Below are 17,894 nucleotides of genomic sequence, written 5' to 3'. Positions count from 1 at the left end.
TTGAAATTAAAGTCTTTCACGATGATTTCACATCTCCGAAATTGCTCAGGCGAAAAGCTTTACAATGAGAGGATTGGTTCGAATGAATTTACATACATTACTAGATCACCTACACCCATTGGTACCTTTTAACGGGGAGAATCCAGAGATCTTATCTATTGAAAATGACAATCGGAAAGTAAAGAAGGGTAGTTTATTTATTTGCATAAAAGGTTTTACAGTGGACGGTCATGACTTTGCTCAGTCTGCTGTTGATCAAGGTGCAGTAGCGATATTAGCAGAAAAGAAATTAGCTTTAAATGTGCCTGTTATCGTAGTGCCTGATACTAGAAGAGCGATGGCGGTTCTTGCTGATGCTTTTTACGGACAACCTAGTCAAAAATTACATGTAATTGGAGTTACAGGTACAAATGGTAAAACAACAACTAGCCACTTAATTGAGAAAGTGTTTTCAGATGCTGGACAAAAAACTGGATTAATTGGAACAATGTACACAAAAATTGGTGATCAAGAGTTAGAAACGAAAAATACAACTCCTGAAAGTTTAACTTTGCAAAAAATCTTTCATCAGATGAAGGAAGAGGCTGTTGAAACAGCAGTAATGGAAGTTTCATCTCATGCCTTAGTAGAAGGTAGAGTGCATGGAACGGACTACAATGTTGCCGTTTTTACAAACCTTACTCAGGATCATTTAGATTTTCACCATACGATGGAAGAGTATCAAAGAGCAAAAGGACTTCTGTTTGCTCAACTTGGTAATACATATAATTATAAGAAACCTAAATTTGCTGTGTTAAATGCTGATGACAGAGCAAGTGTTGAATATAAAAAATCTACATCTGCGCATGTAATCACATATGGAATTGATCATCAGGCTGACTTACAAGCCACAAATATTAAAATGGGTGCAAAAGGAACAGAGTTTGAACTGTTAAGTCCATATGGAACCCATAAGATTCAAATGCCTCTAATAGGAAAATTTAGTGTGTATAACGTGCTTGCTACCATTGGTGCTACTATTGCTTCAGGGATTCCAATTAATCAAGTAATTGCATCGATAGAAAGTATTAAGGGAGTACCCGGGAGATTCGAGCTTGTTCATGCAGGTCAAGACTTCACAGTCATTGTCGATTATGCTCATACTCCTGACAGTTTAGAAAATGTACTAAAAGCAATTAAACAATTTGCAAAAGGAAGTATTCATGTAGTGGTAGGCTGTGGGGGAGACCGTGACCGAACAAAACGCCCATTAATGGCTAAAATTGCTTGTGAATACAGTGATCATCCAGTTTTTACATCGGATAACCCTAGAAGTGAAGATCCTGCTCAAATCGTTCGTGATATGGAGGAAGGGGTTAAAGGTGAGGAGTACAAAGTCATTGTCGATCGTAAATCAGCCATCCATCATGCGATTCAACTAGCTAAGAAGGATGATGTTATCCTCATTGCGGGGAAAGGACATGAAACCTATCAACAGATAGGGAATGAAACTCTAGATTTCGACGATCGCATCGTGGCAAAAGAGGCAATAAAGGGGAGATAGTATGTTTCTAACGTATAAAGATTTGTCAGAGTTGTTTCCAAATTCAAGAGGAATAAGGGATATAAACCTGCCATTTCATACGATATCTTCCTTTGCGGAACAGAACCAACCTAAGGGACTATTTATTCCGCTCTCAGAGGAATCAGGAGAGCTTGGTAAGGCAATTGAAAATGGTGCTATTGGGGCGATATGGGAAGAAGGCAAAGAGATTCCCAAATACACTCCCAATCACTTTCCTATTTTTATTACAAATGATATAGTGAAAGGTTTTAAGGAAATGACGAAACAGTATATGAAAAAAATAAAAACATCTGAAACTAAAAATATGGATATGACCAAATTCCTTTTTTTAGAAGAAAAACTTCTTAATGAAAATTTTAAAACATATGATATTGCTGTAGTCGAAGAAAATTTAAGTCTATATATCGAGCAGTTGTCTGAAGAAAGGAGGGGGTAACATGTTGGAGCAAGTGCTTTTTTTCACGATTTTATTAGGATTTCTCATAACCGTACTTCTTTCTCCAATTTTCATCCCCTTCCTTAGAAGGTTAAAATTTGGACAAAGCATTAGAGAAGAAGGACCGAAATCACACCAGAAAAAGTCTGGTACGCCAACGATGGGGGGCGTTATGATCCTTCTGTCCATCATCATAACCACACTAGTGATGACAGGGAAATTTTCAGAACCTACAATTAAGACGTTCTTATTACTTCTCGTTACATTAGGATTTGGTTTATTAGGCTTCTTAGATGACTTTATCAAAGTCGTCATGAAGAGAAATCTAGGTCTAACATCAAAGCAGAAGTTACTAGGACAAATTATTATTTCAGTCATTTTCTATTTTGTTTTAAAGCAAAATGATTTCTCTACAGAAGTATCTATTCCTTTAACAGACATAAACTTTGATTTAGGATGGGGATATGTATTATTTATCACGTTCTGGTTAGTAGGATTTTCAAATGCAGTCAATTTAACTGATGGTCTTGATGGTCTCGTTTCTGGTACTGCAGCTATTGCTTTTGGAGCATTTGCTGTGTTAGCTTGGAATCAATCCCAGTTTGAGATTTCAATCTTTTCTGTAGCTGTCGTGGGGGCTGTATTAGGATTCCTTGTGTTTAACGCGCACCCGGCTAAAGTTTTTATGGGTGATACAGGTTCTCTAGCTCTAGGTGGAGCAATAGCAGCGGTTGCGATCTTAACAAAGCTCGAAATCATTTTAATTATTATCGGTGGAGTGTTTGTAATAGAAACATTATCTGTAATTTTACAGGTTATTTCTTTTAAGTCGACTGGTAAAAGAATATTTAAAATGAGTCCACTCCATCACCACTATGAGCTTGTAGGTTGGTCTGAGTGGAGAGTAGTTGTTACCTTCTGGACAGTTGGATTATTATTTGCAATACTAGGAATTTATATCGAGGTGTGGGTGTAATTGAAGCAAATCAGAACTTACGAACATAAAAAAATATTGGTTTTAGGATTAGCAAAAAGCGGGGTCGGTGCAGCCTCGCTTTTACATAAATTAGGGGCTTTTGTTACCGTGAATGATAAGAAGCCACTATCTGAAAACCCAGAAGCCCAAGGGTTATTGGAGCAAGGAATCACGGTTATTTGTGGAGAGCATCCGATCGAATTATTAGATGATGGGTTTGAGTTGATTGTTAAAAATCCGGGAATTCCTTATCATAATCCGATGATTGAGAAGGCACTATTAAAAGGGATTCCTATTATTACAGAAGTAGAATTAGCTTATGAGATATCTGAGGCACCTTTTATTGCCATTACTGGCACAAATGGAAAAACCACAACAACGACCCTTATTTATGAGATGCTTAAAGAAGGAGCTAAGTCTCCACTTATTGCAGGAAATATTGGTCTAGTGGCTTCAGATGTAGCGCAAGAAGCAACTGAAGAAAATACAATTGTTATTGAACTTTCTTCGTTTCAATTAATGGGGATCAGAACGTTTAACCCAAAGATTGCCATCATCACGAATTTATATGATGCGCATCTAGATTATCATGAAACTCGGACTAACTATCACTCTGCAAAAGCGAATATCACCAATAACCAAACCGAACATGAGTACTTTATTATTAATGCAGATCAAGAAGAGACGATGAAAATTGCAGCAGAGTCAAAAGCACAGATTGTGCCTTTTTCGACTAGGAGAGTTTTAGAAAATGGTGCCTATGTTCAAGATGGTTCCGTTATTTTTAATGGTGAAAAAATTATGGATACAAAAGATATCGTTCTACCGGGTGTTCACAACTTGGAAAATATCTTATCTGCAGTCGCTGCAGCCAAACTCTCGGGTGTTGACAATCAATCCATTTTTAATGTTCTGAATACATTCGCTGGTGTGAAACATCGTTTGCAATACATAGGTGAAATTGAAGGAAGAAGATTTTACAATGACTCAAAAGCAACGAATATATTAGCCACTCAAAATGCACTTGCTGCCTTCCATGAACCAATTATTTTATTGGCTGGAGGACTTGACCGTGGCAACGAATTTGATGAACTTATTCCATCTTTAAAAAATGTTAAGGCGGTTTTCACGTTTGGTGAAACTGCTGGGAAAATCGAGAGAGTTGCCCAGGAAGCAGGAATAAAAATGATTGAGCGTGTCGATAATGTGGAAAAAGCCGTACCCGCTGCATTTAAATACTCTAAACCGGGCGATGTTATATTGTTATCCCCAGCATGTGCAAGTTGGGATCAATATAAAACTTTTGAGGTAAGGGGAGACATTTTTATTGAAGCGGTGCATAAGCTTAAGTAAGGGCTTGTCTGCAATACGAAACAAAGGTGAACAGTACGGAATGAAAAGTCAGCTGTTTCGAGACACGGAATATAAAGAGGTAAGAAATATAAAGTATTGGATTAAGTTATTTTAGCTCTGGCGCTTTTGAAAGTGTCTCCTGAACAGTTTCCTGTTTGTTTTAGGGCAACTGTTATCTAAAAGAATGTAGTTACTTTTAGATTGGGTAGGGATTATTTGCTGTTTTCCAAGGCTGCTAGTTGCTTTTCTTATTCTCGTGTAAGCCCTAAAACTTACATTCGAGGTGTGTTGCGTTGCCGACAAAAAAAGCTACTCCAGACTTTATATTAATGATCGTTACATTTGCTCTGCTCGCTGTAGGCCTTATTATGGTTTACAGTGCAAGTGCAGTATGGGCAGAGTATAAATTTGACGGTGATTCGTTCTTCTTTGCAAAAAGGCAAATGCTATTCGCAGTCGTTGGAGTAATCGCCATGTTTTTTATTATGAATGTGGATTACTGGACATGGCGGAACCTAGCTAAAGTAATCATCATCATTTGCTTTGTACTATTAGTTCTCGTTCTAATTCCCGGAATTGGGAATGTTCGGAATGGATCTAGAAGTTGGATTGGAGTAGGAGCTTTTTCTATTCAGCCTTCCGAGTTTATGAAATTAGCGATGATTGCGTTCTTGGCAAAATTCCTTTCAGAAAACCAAAAAAAGATTACGTCTTTTAAGAAGGGATTAGTACCTTCTTTAGGGTTAGTGTTTTTAGCATTTGGAATGATCATGTTACAACCTGACCTTGGAACGGGAACGGTTATGGTCGGAACATGTGTTGTCATGATCTTTATTGCCGGTGCAAGAATTAGTCACTTTGTTGGATTAGGACTTCTTGGACTAGCTGGATTCGCTGTACTTGTTATATCTGCTCCTTATAGGATCAAGAGGATTACCTCGTTTTTAGACCCTTGGTCAGATCCCCAGGACAGTGGTTTCCAAATCATTCAATCCTTGTACGCCATTGGGCCAGGTGGCCTCTTTGGTCTCGGTTTAGGACAAAGTAGGCAGAAGTTCTTTTATTTACCTGAGCCACAGACAGATTTTATCTTCGCTATCCTTGCTGAGGAACTAGGCTTTATTGGAGGATCATTCGTCCTTCTATTATTCGCGCTGTTATTGTGGAGAGGCATCAGGATTGCTCTAGGTTCTCCTGATTTGTTTGGAAGCTTTTTAGCTGTAGGGATTGTTGCAATGATTGCAATACAGGTTATGATTAATGTTGGAGTTGTAACGGGATTAATGCCTGTAACAGGTATTACATTGCCATTCCTAAGTTATGGAGGGTCTTCCCTAACACTAATGCTCATTGCTATTGGCGTGTTACTAAATATCAGTAGACATTCTAGATATTAGCGTAAAATAACTATATAATATAATTGGCTTAAACGTTTTATGATCTTCATGATTTTCGATTTTAAAGCCACTTTTAAAATGTGACTCTGTTAATCAGAGTTTCTTTTTTTAGGTTTACTAATTCGAGTTTTAATCTAAATATTAGATTTCAAGGCTAGTCTTTTAGTAAGCTTATAAAGGGAGAACTGTTAACATTTTTCCCTGAATAATAAATTTCTAGCAAACCGTATGTGAAGAGTCGCCGAACAGTAAAAGGGTTTAAGATCCAGCCTTGTAGTCAAAATGAAATAATATTACATTTAAATAACAATCTTTAGTTGTGCTCTTTTATTAAATTGAAAATATAGTAGAATGATTAAAGCAACCATCACTATTCAAAATCGGTTAATCATCTCTATAAACCGTAAATCTCTTAAAGAGGTGGAGAATATTGCGTATCGTAGTTACTGGAGGGGGAACGGGTGGACATATCTATCCCGCCTTGGCTCTAATAAGGGAAATCAATAAGGTTAATAAATCCGCACAGTTTTTATATATAGGAACTGAAAAGGGACTAGAAAGTAAACTAGTACCTAGAGAGGACATTCCTTTCAAAGCCATACATATTACAGGATTTAAAAGAAAGCTTTCATTCGATAATGTAAAAACTGTCTTAAGGTTCTTAAAGGGTGTAAAGGATAGTAAGAGATTATTAAAGGAATTTAAAGCTGATGTGGTAATTGGCACGGGAGGATATGTATGTGGTCCTGTTGTTTATGCTGCCGCAAAACTTGGAATTCCGACTATTATTCATGAACAAAATAGTGTGCCTGGCCTAACGAATAAATTCTTAAGTCGATACGTTGACCGTATTGCCGTTTGTTTTGAAGAGGCGAAAGCGTTTTTTCCAGAAAATAAAGTAGTCCTAACCGGAAATCCGCGCGCTTCCGAAGTGCTTGGTCAGGACCAAATTCGGGGGAAACTTTCAGTTGGCTTAAAACTAAATATTCCTTCCGTTCTAGTGGTGGGAGGAAGTAGAGGAGCTAAACCTATAAATGAAGCTGTTCTAAAATCACTATCCGAATTTGGGCAAAAACCTTACCAAGTATTATATGTAACGGGGGATGTTCATTATGAAGAAGTTAAACGTGAAGTAGAGCTGATTGGAAATCCTGAGAACGTCATTATAAAGCCATTTATACACAATATGCCTGAGGTTCTAGCAGGAACCGATCTAACAGTAGCTCGAGCGGGTGCAACTACCTTAGCCGAATTAACATCTCTCGGTATTCCAAGCATTTTAATCCCGAGTCCGTATGTGACAAACAACCACCAAGAAAAGAATGCACGAGCATTGACAGACCATGGAGCAGCATTGTTATTACTAGAAAAAGAGTTAACCGGTAAGAAACTTGTCGAACAAATTGACTCAATCCTAATGAATAAAGAAAAATTAGCTCATATGAAGGCAAGTTCAAAACAGCTGGGAATTCAGGATGCTGCTAAAAGAGTGTATGAGCTTATGCAAGAGGTCATTAAGAAAAATAGAAAGTAGCCTAGATTTGACCTTTTGCATATTATAGATTAACCCTGAACGGAAAGGGAGGTAGTTATGAAAGAAATCGTTGCAAAACTAAATGAACTGCAGGTTGGCAAAGTAAAAGAGCTGGAACCTTTAGCCAATCATACGACTATAAAAATAGGTGGGCCAGCTGATATCTTTATAGAACCTTCATCAGTTGAAAACCTAAGGAAAACAATGGAGGTTATAAACCAAAATAACCTGAAGTGGACTGTCATTGGAAGAGGATCAAATTTGCTAGTCTCTGACAGCGGGATAGAAGGGGCTGTTATTAAACTAGGTGCGGGCATTAATGAACTAGAAGTGAACGGAACGGAAATAAGAGTGGGGGGAGGATATTCCCTTGTAAGCTTAGCTACTTCTATAAGCAGAAGTGGTCTTTCTGGATTAGAGTTTGCTAGTGGCATCCCTGGGTCTGTAGGTGGTGCTGTATTTATGAATGCTGGGGCACACGGGTCAGATATTTCCAAAATTTTAACGAAGGCTTATGTCCTTTTTGATGATGGAAAAATGGAATGGTTAACGAATAAAGAAATGGAGTTTTCATACAGGACGTCCGTATTGCAGAAAAATCGTCCTGGGATCGTTATTGAAGCCGTCTTTCAATTGGAAGAAGGAGAAAAGGAATCAATTTTTGCAGAAATGCAGAAAAATAAGGATTATCGAAAAGAAACTCAACCGTGGAACTTCCCATGTGCAGGTAGTATCTTCAGAAATCCGCTACCTAACTATGCTGGTAAATTAATTGAAGTCGCAGGGTTAAAAGGGCATTCAATTGGGGGAGCGAAAATTTCTGAGATGCATGGAAACTTTATTGTAAATACGGGAACTGCCAAGGCTGAGGATGTTTTAGCCCTCATTCAGTATGTAAAAGACACGATATTTGAATTGTATAATGTTAAAATGGAAACTGAGGTTGAAATAATCGGCCGAAAGTAACAAGTTTTACTCCTCTAAATCCCAAATATTGTGATATAATATTACATTAGAAATAACATTTTTCTAGTGATGCTTTTTAGAATAACGGCATGAATTTCGTGCCGTTGTTTTTATCTCTTTTTTGAGTGATTTTCCTTTTAGGACAAGCCTATGAACATAAAGGATATGTGCTAAAGATTGATAAATTAATTTAATGGTGGGGGGAAAGGGATGCAAAAGGGAAAGATCGTGTCGTTGGAAGATCGAATACCTAAAATTAAACAACAAAGGCGGAAAAAAGCGAATAGACGATTAATACTTCTTTTGTCATTGTTTTTTTCATTGACAGTCTGTGTTGTTTATTTCCAATCTCCATTAAGCCATGTAAAAAAGGTCAATATTATAGGTAACAGTGTCTATGCGAGTGAATACTTGACTGAACTAAGTGGATTGTCTAGTAAGACAAATATATGGAAGATAAATGAGGTACAAATTGAAGAAGAATTTGAAAAGCTTTCAGAAATTAAAACCGCAAAAGTAGAGGTTCGTCTACCTAATCAAGTTGTGATTACGGTAGAAGAGTGGAAGAGAATTGCTTACATTACGAAAGAGACTGAATTTTTACCTGTTTTAGAGAGTGGAGACATTTTAGAAGATGAAAAGATGTCCACCATACCTGTAAATGCTCCAATACTAGTTGGGTTTTCAGAGGGAGAAGTAATATCCGAAATGGTCCAAAGCCTTGAGGGACTTCCGGAAGAGGTGTTAAACTCCATTTCTGAAATTCATTATTCTCCTAAGGATACTGATAAATTTCATATATCTTTATTTATGAATGATGGTTTTGAGGTTAGTGCATCTATTCGTAGCTTTACAGAAAAAATGTCTCACTACCCTTCGATTGTAAGTCAATTAGATCCTACTCAAAAAGGAGTTATTGACCTCGAAGTTGGCTCCTATTTTAGAGCTTATGAATCAGAAGGAGCAGAAGTTGATGAAAATGAAGATGAAAGGTAAACATGTTATTCTATCATTAGTTTGTCTAGTGTTAGGATATATGATGGCATTTTCCTATCATTTGACACAAAAGGAAAAGGCATCTACTACCATTACGAATAATCAATGGGAAAGAGACTTAGAACTTAGAAATCAGTTAATTGCCCAAGAAGAAAAGAATCGTAACCTTCAAAAGGAGTTACACGAAAAGCAAAATAAAGTGTTAGATATTGAGGAACAGCTTTCCCAAGAGGAACAACTTTTCTTTAATTTAGCAGAAGATACTGAAAGATTCCGGATGTATCTTGGAAAAGTTAAGGTTAAGGGGAAGGGTGTAGAAGTGACTCTGAAGGATGGGGAATATGACCCTGATGAGGCCAATATCAACAATTATATTGTCCATGAGCACCATGTATTTAAAGTAATAAACGAGCTGTATATTTCGGGAGCAACTGCTGTAGCTATTAACGGCCAGAGATTAACTAGCAATTCCTATATTTTGTGTAATGGGCCAGTAATTGAAGTAGATGGATTTCAGCATCCTGCGCCTTTTGTCATAACGGCTATAGGGGATCCCGAGGTACTTTCCTCAGCGCTAAACCTTACGGGTGGCGTGAAAGATATACTTGTTAGTGAAAATATTGAATTCTCTTTAGTTGAAAAAGAAGAGGTTATTATTGACCCAATCCTCGGAACTTAGAGGTAGTTTTACATTCATGGCGTTATGGATTAGTTGTGCAAATACTGGATAGAAGTCGAGCGTTCTCCATAGATAGCTTTTTAAAAAAATATAGCGTAATTAGAATTTTAGTTACACTTTGATTACTAAAGAAAAACTAGTATGTCCACAACAATTAGAAAGTCAGGTGAAAATAGTGGACAGAAAAAAAACATTAAGCTTAACATTTGTAACGATTATTGTAGGTTTTATGTTAGCCATCCAGTTTCAAACGGTTCAACAACCCGTGGTTAGAGATACTCGTGACACTTGGGAGCTGCGTGAAGATTTAGTCAAAGAAAAAGAATTAGAGTTAAAGCTTAGACAGGAAATCCGATCGAATGAGGAAAAGTTGGCTAATTATGAAACCGAAAGAAAACAAAATAAGGAAAAAGCTCTCCGTGAGACATTAGAAGAATTAAAGACAGAAGCAGGTTTAACTAAAATTACTGGACCTGGAATTACTTTATATATTGAGCCTTTAAACGAAGAGTTACTTTTTGGGGATACCGTCACATCCTTGTCAGCAGATCTCTTAAAGCGCCTGATAAATGAGCTGAATCTTTATAGTGCTAAGCATATTTCTGTTGCAGGAAATAGAGTAATTAATACGACAGTTATTAGAGAAATCAATACGGAAACCAAGATAAATGGGCGTTCTTTAAATCGACTGCCTATTGAAATTAATGTGATTACTGAAGATCTTAATACAGCTGAAAAGCTATATAATCGAATGCAAGTTTCAAGTACTGCAGAGGATTTTTTTATTGATAACCTTCGGGTCAGTATATTAAAACCGAGACTTGATATTACAGTACCAGAATATGAAGATCCTATTAGGATTAGGTATATGGAGCCTGTCAAATCAGATAAAGGAGGCAGTTAGTATGTGGCTCCCAATATTAGGACTGGTCATAGGAGTTGTATTAGGCCTTTTAACAGATATACGAATCCCAGATGAGTATTCCAACTATTTATCCATTGCAGTTCTGGCTGCTCTTGATACACTATTTGGAGGTATCAGAGCACATCTTCAAAATATATACGATGAAAAGGTATTTGTTTCGGGTTTCTTCTTTAATATTTTGTTAGCTGCAAGTTTAGCTTTTCTAGGGGTTCATCTTGGTGTAGACTTGTATTTAGCAGCAGTTTTTGCTTTCGGTGTAAGGCTTTTCCAAAACATCGCTGTTATTCGCCGTATATTATTAACAAAATGGTCTACAAAACAAGAAAATTAGAAAAAAATTGATTTTTTAAAAAGGGAAATAATTAATTTTGCCGAATAATTTTATAGATAGGCTCATTTCAGAAGTTTTGTTTCCTTTTTAGACTCTTTCCGTAAAGCTTCTCTATAATTACTAGATTTTTGTACTAGCCTTTTTCAATTTTTGCGAGTACTCTAATTACACGAGGAAAGTCTATACATAGCATAATATATGACTGGGTTTAACTAGCAATGATTGTTGTTCAATTTTTTTGAATTGCTAAAGGAGGTGCCAGAGAATGAACAGCAATGAAATATATGTAAGTCTTGACATCGGTACATCCAGTGTAAAAGTAATCATTGGTGAAATGGTCAATGACTCTTTGAATATAATTGGTGTAGGCAATGTGAAGTCAGAAGGGTTAAGAAAAGGCTCCATTGTTGATATAGATGAAACCGTTCATTCTATTAAAAGGGCAATAGAGCAGGCTGAAAGAATGATTGGGATGGAAATTAGTGAAGTAATCGTAGGTGTAACTGGAAACCATGTTATGCTTCAACCATGTCACGGAGTGGTAGCAGTATCTAGTGAAAATAGAGAAATTACCAATGAAGATGTTGCTAGAGTAATAGAGGCAGCACAGGTCATTTCCATCCCCCCAGAACGCGAAATTATTGACGTCATTCCTAGACAATTTATTGTAGATGGGCTTGACGAAATTAATGACCCTAGGGGTATGATAGGTGTTCGCCTTGAAATTGAGGGAACGATAATTACAGGCTCTAAAACTATTTTACATAATACGTTAAGATGCGTGGAGCGAGCGGGATTAAGAATACTTGATATAACCCTTCAACCACTAGCAGCTGGGGCATTTGCACTTTCTAAGGATGAAAAGAACTTAGGAGTTGCACTTGTTGATATCGGAGGCGGTTCAACAACGATTGCAGTTTTTGAACAAGGGTACTTAAGAGCCACAAGTGTTCTACCTGTTGGTGGAGACCATATTACAAAAGATTTATCGATTGGTCTTCGAACATCAACTGAAGATGCTGAAAAAATAAAAGTGAAACACGGTTATGCCTTTTATGACTACGCTTCCGAAGAAGAGGTCTTTAGTGTACCTATCATCGGTAGTGATCAGCATCAACAATTTAATCAGCTTGAAATTTCTGATATTATTGAAGCTAGAATGGAAGAAATATTTGAGTTAATTCAAGAAGAAATTAGGCGATTAGGAATTCATGATTTACCTGGGGGATATGTCCTTTCAGGAGGAGTGGCGAATACACAGGGGATATTAGAATTAGCACAGGTTGTATTCCAAAATCGAGTTCGAATTGCTAGTCCAGATTATATTGGTGTACGCGAACCGCAATTCACTACAGCTGTAGGCCTAATCAAATTTGCCTATAAAAATGCTAAAGTACAGGGGAGATCGATTTCAACTAGTGCTGCTGTTGGTGAAGTAAAGGAAAAACGCGTTCAAAAGCAACCACAGCCAAAAACGAAACCGGAGAAACAACCGGAAGAAAAAATTACATCTAGAGTAAAAAAGTTCCTTGGTTACTTTTTTGAATAGTACAACCACTCAATCTTTTAATGAAAGTAGAGATCGGTTGAACTAACTGTTATTTCTTATGATCCTCCATGGGTTATATGAAATAGAACGAAATGGTACGTTAGGAATATCGACGAATTAGGAGGATTTGTCATGTTGGAATTTGATACTAATTTAGATTCATTAGCAACTATAAAAGTAATTGGCGTTGGTGGAGGCGGTAATAACGCGGTAAACCGTATGATTGAACACGGAGTTCAAGGTGTTGAATTTATTGCCGTAAACACAGATGCACAGGCGTTAAATTTATCTAAAGCTGAAATAAAGATGCAAATCGGTGGAAAATTAACTCGTGGTTTAGGTGCAGGTGCTAATCCTGAAGTTGGAAAAAAAGCAGCCGAAGAAAGTAGAGAACAGATTGAGGAAGTCCTAAGCGGTGCAGACATGGTCTTTGTTACTGCTGGAATGGGTGGAGGTACTGGTACAGGAGCAGCGCCAGTGATTGCTCAAATCGCACGTGATTTAGGCGCACTAACTGTTGGGGTAGTTACGAGACCTTTCACGTTTGAAGGCCGAAAACGCTCTACACAAGCAGCTGGTGGAATCGGCTCTATGAAAGAGGCAGTAGATACACTAATTGTCATTCCAAATGACCGCTTACTAGAAATAGTAGACAAGAGTACCCCGATGTTGGAAGCGTTCCGTGAAGCTGACAACGTACTACGACAAGGTGTACAAGGTATCTCTGATTTAATCGCTGTACCTGGATTAATTAACTTAGACTTTGCGGATGTTAAAACGATTATGTCTAATAAAGGATCTGCTTTAATGGGGATTGGGGTATCAGCTGGTGAAAATCGTGCAGCAGAAGCTGCTAAGAGAGCAATATCTTCTCCACTTTTAGAAACTTCTATTGATGGTGCTCAAGGTGTTTTAATGAATATTACGGGTGGTTCAAACTTAAGCTTATATGAAGTTCAAGAAGCTGCTGATATCGTTGCATCTGCATCTGATCAAGATGTTAACATGATCTTCGGTTCTGTTATCAATGATAATTTAAAAGACGAAATTGTTGTTACAGTAATTGCTACGGGATTCAACGAAGGAGCCTCTCAACCAAAGCCAGTTCGTCCATCACTTGGACAAGCTAAGCCTAGCTTAGATAAAGGTAGAAGAGAACCAAAGCGTGAAGAGGAAACAAGTGAGCAAGTTCGTACTACTCCTGTTACTCAAGGAGAAGAAGCATTAGATATTCCGGCTTTCTTACGTAACCGTAATCGCAGAAGATAATCTTATAAAAAGTGACGATGCACTCAAGTGAATGTTGAGGTGTATCGTCATTTTTTTTGTACTTTTCTAAAAGGGATGCTCTCTTTTAGAGGGACCCACATTGCAGGAGCACCAAGAGAGGCCCTCAGACGCCCCTAATAGAAGACGAACCCTATGCCCCTCCATGGAAGAAACCAATAGGAATGGGAAGTGTCTAAGCAAGCCTAACACGTATGCTATAGAAACATATTATCCTGAGATAATAAGATCTTTACTAGTTTTAATAAATTCTTGTTCACTCTTTGTATTTCCCACTAAAAACAACGTTTGACCCTTCAAAAAATGGTTCTATATTAATAGATTTACATCTCCTGTTAGACATTTAAAACTTATCCTCAAATAAGTATTGACAAACCAAAATTTACAGTTGGAAAGAGTTTTAGTGAAGAAAAGAGAAAAATTGACAAAAAACGAAGAGATTGGTGAAAATTTCTGCCGTTCTGGTTACAGAAAGTGACACACTTCCTCGAGGGATGTACGCTATACTTTTTCGTAACAGATTAATAGAAAGCAGAAAATTTCAAAATTGGGGTAATAAGATAGCTGCTGCTATGACCTTGGATATCATCTATGTTTACGTTACTGAAAGAGCCTTATTTATAAAAGGGGGATCTGAATTGGCCATATATTTAGATGTTATATGGGCGCTCAATTTTCTGTTTGATAGCCTCCTTCTTTATTTAACAGCCATTGTTTTAAAGAGAGATTATCGTTACTTTAGAATCTTCTTAGGAGGAGTTATTGGTTCAATAATTATTTTATTACCCTTTACTCCATTCAATGCCTATTCTGGTCACCCATTAACAAAATTGTTGTTCTCTGTTTTTATGATTCTAGCCACATTCGGTTATAAGAGGTTTCGTTATTTCTTTAGTGGCTTAATGACTTTTTACTTAATCACATTCCTAGTTGGTGGAGCTTTAATAGGTGCACATTATTTCGTGCAATTTGATTATGATCTTTCGACTTCAGTGCTTATTTCAAGTGTCAAAGGTTTTGGTGATCCGATTAGCTGGTTATTTGTCTTAATAGGATTTCCTATAGCATGGCACTTCTCAAAAACAAACATTGAGAAAATCGAAATGACCAAAATTCAATACGATCAAATCATAAATGTACAGATAAAAATTAACAATAATCTTTTTAAATTCAAGGGGCTAATTGATAGTGGAAATCAACTATATGATCCAATTTCTAAACTGCCTGTTATGTTTGTGTCCATAAAGAGTCAGATGGACATTTACCCTGAAACATTAATTAAACTCGCAGAAGATCCGGAATCCATCATTCTTGGTAATGATACAGTGCCCCTAGAATGGGAAAATAAAATGCGTATCATTCCTTATAAGGTTGTAGGACAAGAGCATCAGCTTGTCATTGCCATAAAGCCAGATCAAATTGAAATTGAAAAAGAAGGAGAAGTTTTACTCGTAGATAAAGGTCTTGTTTCTTTTACCATGCAGCAATTATCATCTGATGATGCCTTTCAGTGTATTGTACATCCAAAAATGCTAACAGGGACAAAAAAAGTTAAAGCAACAGTGAAAGTCAGTTAATAATACTATACTCAGAAAAACATAATTTAGAAGGAGGACAACTCATGAAAAGTTTGAAACTTCGCTTATCCTACTACTGGTATAAACTATTAATTAAATTAGGTATCAAAACAGATGAAATATACTATATTGGTGGAAGCGAAGCCTTACCGCCTCCTTTAACAAAAGAAGAAGAGGAACTGCTATTAGAGAAGCTTCCAAAAGGTGATAAAGCAGCTAGATCTATATTGATTGAAAGAAATTTAAGACTTGTTGTTTATATTGCAAGGAAATTTGAAAACACTGGGATTAATATAGAGGATTTAATTAGCATTGGGACTATTGGGCTTATTAAAGCTGTGAATACATTTAATCCTGAAAAGAAAATTAAATTGGCTACATACGCATCAAGATGTATCGAAAATGAAATTCTAATGTACTTAAGAAGAAATAATAAAATCCGTTCAGAAGTATCATTTGATGAACCACTAAATATTGATTGGGATGGAAACGAACTTCTGCTATCTGATGTCCTTGGAACAGAAGAAGATATTATTACAAAGGATTTAGAAGCAAATGTTGATAAGAAGCTTTTACTTAAGGCTCTTCATCAACTATCAGACCGCGAAAAACAGATCATGGAGCTTAGATTCGGTCTAGGTTCTGGTGAGGAAAAAACACAAAAAGATGTTGCGGATATGTTAGGGATCTCTCAATCGTATATATCAAGGCTAGAAAAAAGAATTATTAAACGATTAAAGAAAGAATTTAATAAAATGGTATAGAGTTAATTTCCTCTTATAGCGGATGACATAGTGAAGACCTCTCACATGTTGTCCGTTTATTTTTGAATCTTATTATAGGTAAAATAATTGAGTGTATCACAATAAAATTTGAATGTAAAAATGCACTAATTAAGAAAATTTTTTCTTGTAAATTAAAAACAGCTTAAACCCTTGTCCTAATGTGTGTTGATACATTTTATGCCTTCCAAGTACCATTTCACAGGTGCATATTTTTCCTTCTCAAGGAGATACTGTTTTTTGTACAGCAGCTCCTGTGAGGAGGGAAAAGAATTGACTCGAAATAAAGTTGAAATTTGTGGTGTTGACACATCAAAGCTTCCAGTTCTGAAAAATGAAGAAATGAGATTACTCTTTAAGGAAATGCAAAACGGCGATATTAGCGCGCGTGAAAAGCTCGTCAATGGAAATCTGCGTTTAGTGTTGAGTGTAATCCAACGTTTTAATAACAGGGGCGAGTTTGTTGATGATCTATTCCAAGTTGGCTGTATTGGACTCATGAAGTCTATTGATAATTTCGATCTTGGTCAAAACGTGAAATTTTCTACTTACGCAGTTCCAATGATTATTGGGGAAATTCGCCGCTATTTAAGAGATAATAACCCAATACGAGTATCTAGATCCTTAAGGGATATCGCTTATAAGGCATTACAGGTTAGAGAAAGATTAATGAGTGAAACTTCTAAAGAGCCTACTGCTGAAGAAATAGCAAAAGTCCTGGATGTTCCCCATGAAGAAATCGTCTTTGCCCTTGATGCTATTCAGGACCCAGTCTCCCTATTTGAACCCATATATAACGATGGGGGAGATCCGATCTATGTAATGGATCAATTAAGTGATGAACGAAATAAGGATATTCAGTGGATCGAGGAAATTGCCTTAAAAGAGGGCATGCGCAGATTAAATGAGAGAGAAAAGCTAATCTTGAGAAAAAGATTTTTCCAAGGAAAAACTCAGATGGAAGTCGCAGAGGAAATCGGTATATCTCAAGCACAAGTATCTCGATTAGAAAAAGCTGCAATCAAACAAATGAATAAAAATATACAAAGTTAAAAGCTGCCTACTATGGCAGCTTCAGACTGTAGACAAACTCGAAAATTTCGAGGTTGCCTACAGTCCTTTTTTTATTAAAATAAAGTTATACTCTTGGTAACCGTTGATTTACGCTACGGGCGAACGCTTTCCGCGGGCGGGGCCGAGCCGCTTCCCTCGCTACGCTCAGTCCAGGGTCTCGACTTTCCCGCTTTTCCCGCTGGAGTCGTCGCCCTTCGCTCCAATCAACTAATTAAACTGTAATAATTTTTTGAGGTGACGTACGATGATGACTAAAAACCAATCCAATGAACGCGAACAATTAGAAATGCTCACGATTGATCAATTAGTTCCTGATGATCATTTAGCACGTAAGCTTGAGTCAGCCATTGATTTCTCGTTCATCTATCCCATGGTTGAAAACCTATATTCGGGGCTTGGTCGTCCAAGTATTGATCCAGTCGTTTTGTTTAAGATGGTATTCATACAATACATATTTGGGATACGTTC

General features: G+C 37.0%; 17 protein-coding genes. All 17 read left to right on the top strand.

The genetic code is table 11. The annotated features are described in order from the left end of the window. The first annotated feature begins 82 nt into the window (after positions 1-82). A complete protein-coding gene (locus tag ACFYKX_RS23985) occupies positions 83-1,543 on the top strand; it encodes a UDP-N-acetylmuramoyl-L-alanyl-D-glutamate--2,6-diaminopimelate ligase (protein WP_389364332.1) in 1,461 nt (486 codons plus the stop codon). A 1-nt stretch (position 1,544) separates the two neighbouring features. After that, positions 1,545-2,000: a hypothetical protein gene (locus ACFYKX_RS23980; protein ID WP_389364330.1), complete on the top strand. Its 456-nt coding sequence runs from the start codon at positions 1,545-1,547 to the stop codon at positions 1,998-2,000. A 1-nt stretch (position 2,001) separates the two neighbouring features. After that, positions 2,002-2,976: a phospho-N-acetylmuramoyl-pentapeptide-transferase gene (mraY, locus tag ACFYKX_RS23975; RefSeq protein ID WP_389364328.1), complete on the top strand. Its 975-nt coding sequence runs from the start codon at positions 2,002-2,004 to the stop codon at positions 2,974-2,976. Beyond that, positions 2,977-4,329, top strand: coding sequence for a UDP-N-acetylmuramoyl-L-alanine--D-glutamate ligase (murD, locus tag ACFYKX_RS23970; RefSeq protein WP_389364326.1), 1,353 nt, complete (start codon positions 2,977-2,979; stop codon positions 4,327-4,329). Between the two features lie 293 nt (positions 4,330-4,622). Further along, positions 4,623-5,726 (top strand): stage V sporulation protein E, encoded by a 1,104-nt coding sequence (spoVE, locus tag ACFYKX_RS23965; RefSeq protein ID WP_389364324.1) that lies wholly within the window; start codon positions 4,623-4,625, stop codon positions 5,724-5,726. A gap of 430 nt (positions 5,727-6,156) precedes the next feature. After that, entirely contained in the window at positions 6,157-7,260 is a 1,104-nt protein-coding gene (gene murG / locus ACFYKX_RS23960) for an undecaprenyldiphospho-muramoylpentapeptide beta-N-acetylglucosaminyltransferase (RefSeq protein WP_389364322.1), read from the top strand. Positions 7,261-7,317: 57 nt separating this feature from the next. Further along, a complete protein-coding gene (gene murB, locus ACFYKX_RS23955) occupies positions 7,318-8,226 on the top strand; it encodes a UDP-N-acetylmuramate dehydrogenase (protein ID WP_389364320.1) in 909 nt (302 codons plus the stop codon). 210 nt (positions 8,227-8,436) lie between these two features. Beyond that, positions 8,437-9,222: a cell division protein FtsQ/DivIB gene (locus ACFYKX_RS23950; RefSeq protein WP_389364319.1), complete on the top strand. Its 786-nt coding sequence runs from the start codon at positions 8,437-8,439 to the stop codon at positions 9,220-9,222. After that, complete coding sequence (locus ACFYKX_RS23945) at positions 9,200-9,901, top strand: DUF881 domain-containing protein (protein ID WP_389364317.1); 702 nt, start codon at positions 9,200-9,202, stop codon at positions 9,899-9,901. The genes ACFYKX_RS23950 and ACFYKX_RS23945 overlap by 23 nt, the downstream gene beginning before the upstream one ends. A 175-nt stretch (positions 9,902-10,076) precedes the next feature. After that, positions 10,077-10,805, top strand: a complete 729-nt coding sequence (locus ACFYKX_RS23940) for a DUF881 domain-containing protein (RefSeq protein ID WP_389364315.1) — start codon at positions 10,077-10,079, stop codon at positions 10,803-10,805. 1 nt (position 10,806) lies between these two features. Next, positions 10,807-11,157: a small basic family protein gene (locus ACFYKX_RS23935; RefSeq protein ID WP_389364313.1), complete on the top strand. Its 351-nt coding sequence runs from the start codon at positions 10,807-10,809 to the stop codon at positions 11,155-11,157. Between the two features lie 265 nt (positions 11,158-11,422). Next, positions 11,423-12,706, top strand: coding sequence for a cell division protein FtsA (gene ftsA / locus ACFYKX_RS23930; protein WP_389364311.1), 1,284 nt, complete (start codon positions 11,423-11,425; stop codon positions 12,704-12,706). 132 nt (positions 12,707-12,838) lie between these two features. After that, entirely contained in the window at positions 12,839-13,975 is a 1,137-nt protein-coding gene (gene ftsZ, locus ACFYKX_RS23925; protein ID WP_389364309.1) for a cell division protein FtsZ, read from the top strand. Positions 13,976-14,631: 656 nt separating this feature from the next. Next, on the top strand, positions 14,632-15,570 hold the full coding sequence (spoIIGA, locus tag ACFYKX_RS23920; protein WP_389364307.1) for a sigma-E processing peptidase SpoIIGA: 939 nt from the start codon (positions 14,632-14,634) through the stop codon (positions 15,568-15,570). 44 nt (positions 15,571-15,614) lie between these two features. Continuing rightward, positions 15,615-16,334 (top strand): RNA polymerase sporulation sigma factor SigE, encoded by a 720-nt coding sequence (gene sigE, locus ACFYKX_RS23915; protein ID WP_389364305.1) that lies wholly within the window; start codon positions 15,615-15,617, stop codon positions 16,332-16,334. 291 nt (positions 16,335-16,625) lie between these two features. Then, positions 16,626-17,405: an RNA polymerase sporulation sigma factor SigG gene (gene sigG / locus ACFYKX_RS23910; RefSeq protein WP_389364303.1), complete on the top strand. Its 780-nt coding sequence runs from the start codon at positions 16,626-16,628 to the stop codon at positions 17,403-17,405. Between the two features lie 265 nt (positions 17,406-17,670). Beyond that, positions 17,671-17,894, top strand: a 224-nt coding sequence (locus tag ACFYKX_RS23905) for a transposase (RefSeq protein WP_389364301.1), incomplete at its 3' end; no start/stop codon positions are given.

The sequence above is a fragment of the Cytobacillus spartinae genome (assembly GCF_042865285.1).
GTDB classification, from domain to species: Bacteria; Bacillota; Bacilli; order Bacillales; family Cytobacillaceae; genus Robertmurraya_A; species Robertmurraya_A spartinae.
This window is presented reverse-complemented; position numbering and strand designations above follow the sequence as displayed.

Coding starts and splice junctions, on each gene's coding strand:
- ACFYKX_RS23945 (WP_389364317.1), top strand. CDS start 9,200: ATGAAAATGAAGATGAAAGGTAAACATGTTATTCTATCATTAGTTTGT.
- ftsA (WP_389364311.1), top strand. CDS start 11,423: ATGAACAGCAATGAAATATATGTAAGTCTTGACATCGGTACATCCAGT.
- ACFYKX_RS23985 (WP_389364332.1), top strand. CDS start 83: ATGAATTTACATACATTACTAGATCACCTACACCCATTGGTACCTTTT.
- ftsZ (WP_389364309.1), top strand. CDS start 12,839: ATGTTGGAATTTGATACTAATTTAGATTCATTAGCAACTATAAAAGTA.
- sigE (WP_389364305.1), top strand. CDS start 15,615: ATGAAAAGTTTGAAACTTCGCTTATCCTACTACTGGTATAAACTATTA.
- ACFYKX_RS23950 (WP_389364319.1), top strand. CDS start 8,437: ATGCAAAAGGGAAAGATCGTGTCGTTGGAAGATCGAATACCTAAAATT.
- mraY (WP_389364328.1), top strand. CDS start 2,002: ATGTTGGAGCAAGTGCTTTTTTTCACGATTTTATTAGGATTTCTCATA.
- ACFYKX_RS23935 (WP_389364313.1), top strand. CDS start 10,807: ATGTGGCTCCCAATATTAGGACTGGTCATAGGAGTTGTATTAGGCCTT.
- murB (WP_389364320.1), top strand. CDS start 7,318: ATGAAAGAAATCGTTGCAAAACTAAATGAACTGCAGGTTGGCAAAGTA.
- ACFYKX_RS23980 (WP_389364330.1), top strand. CDS start 1,545: ATGTTTCTAACGTATAAAGATTTGTCAGAGTTGTTTCCAAATTCAAGA.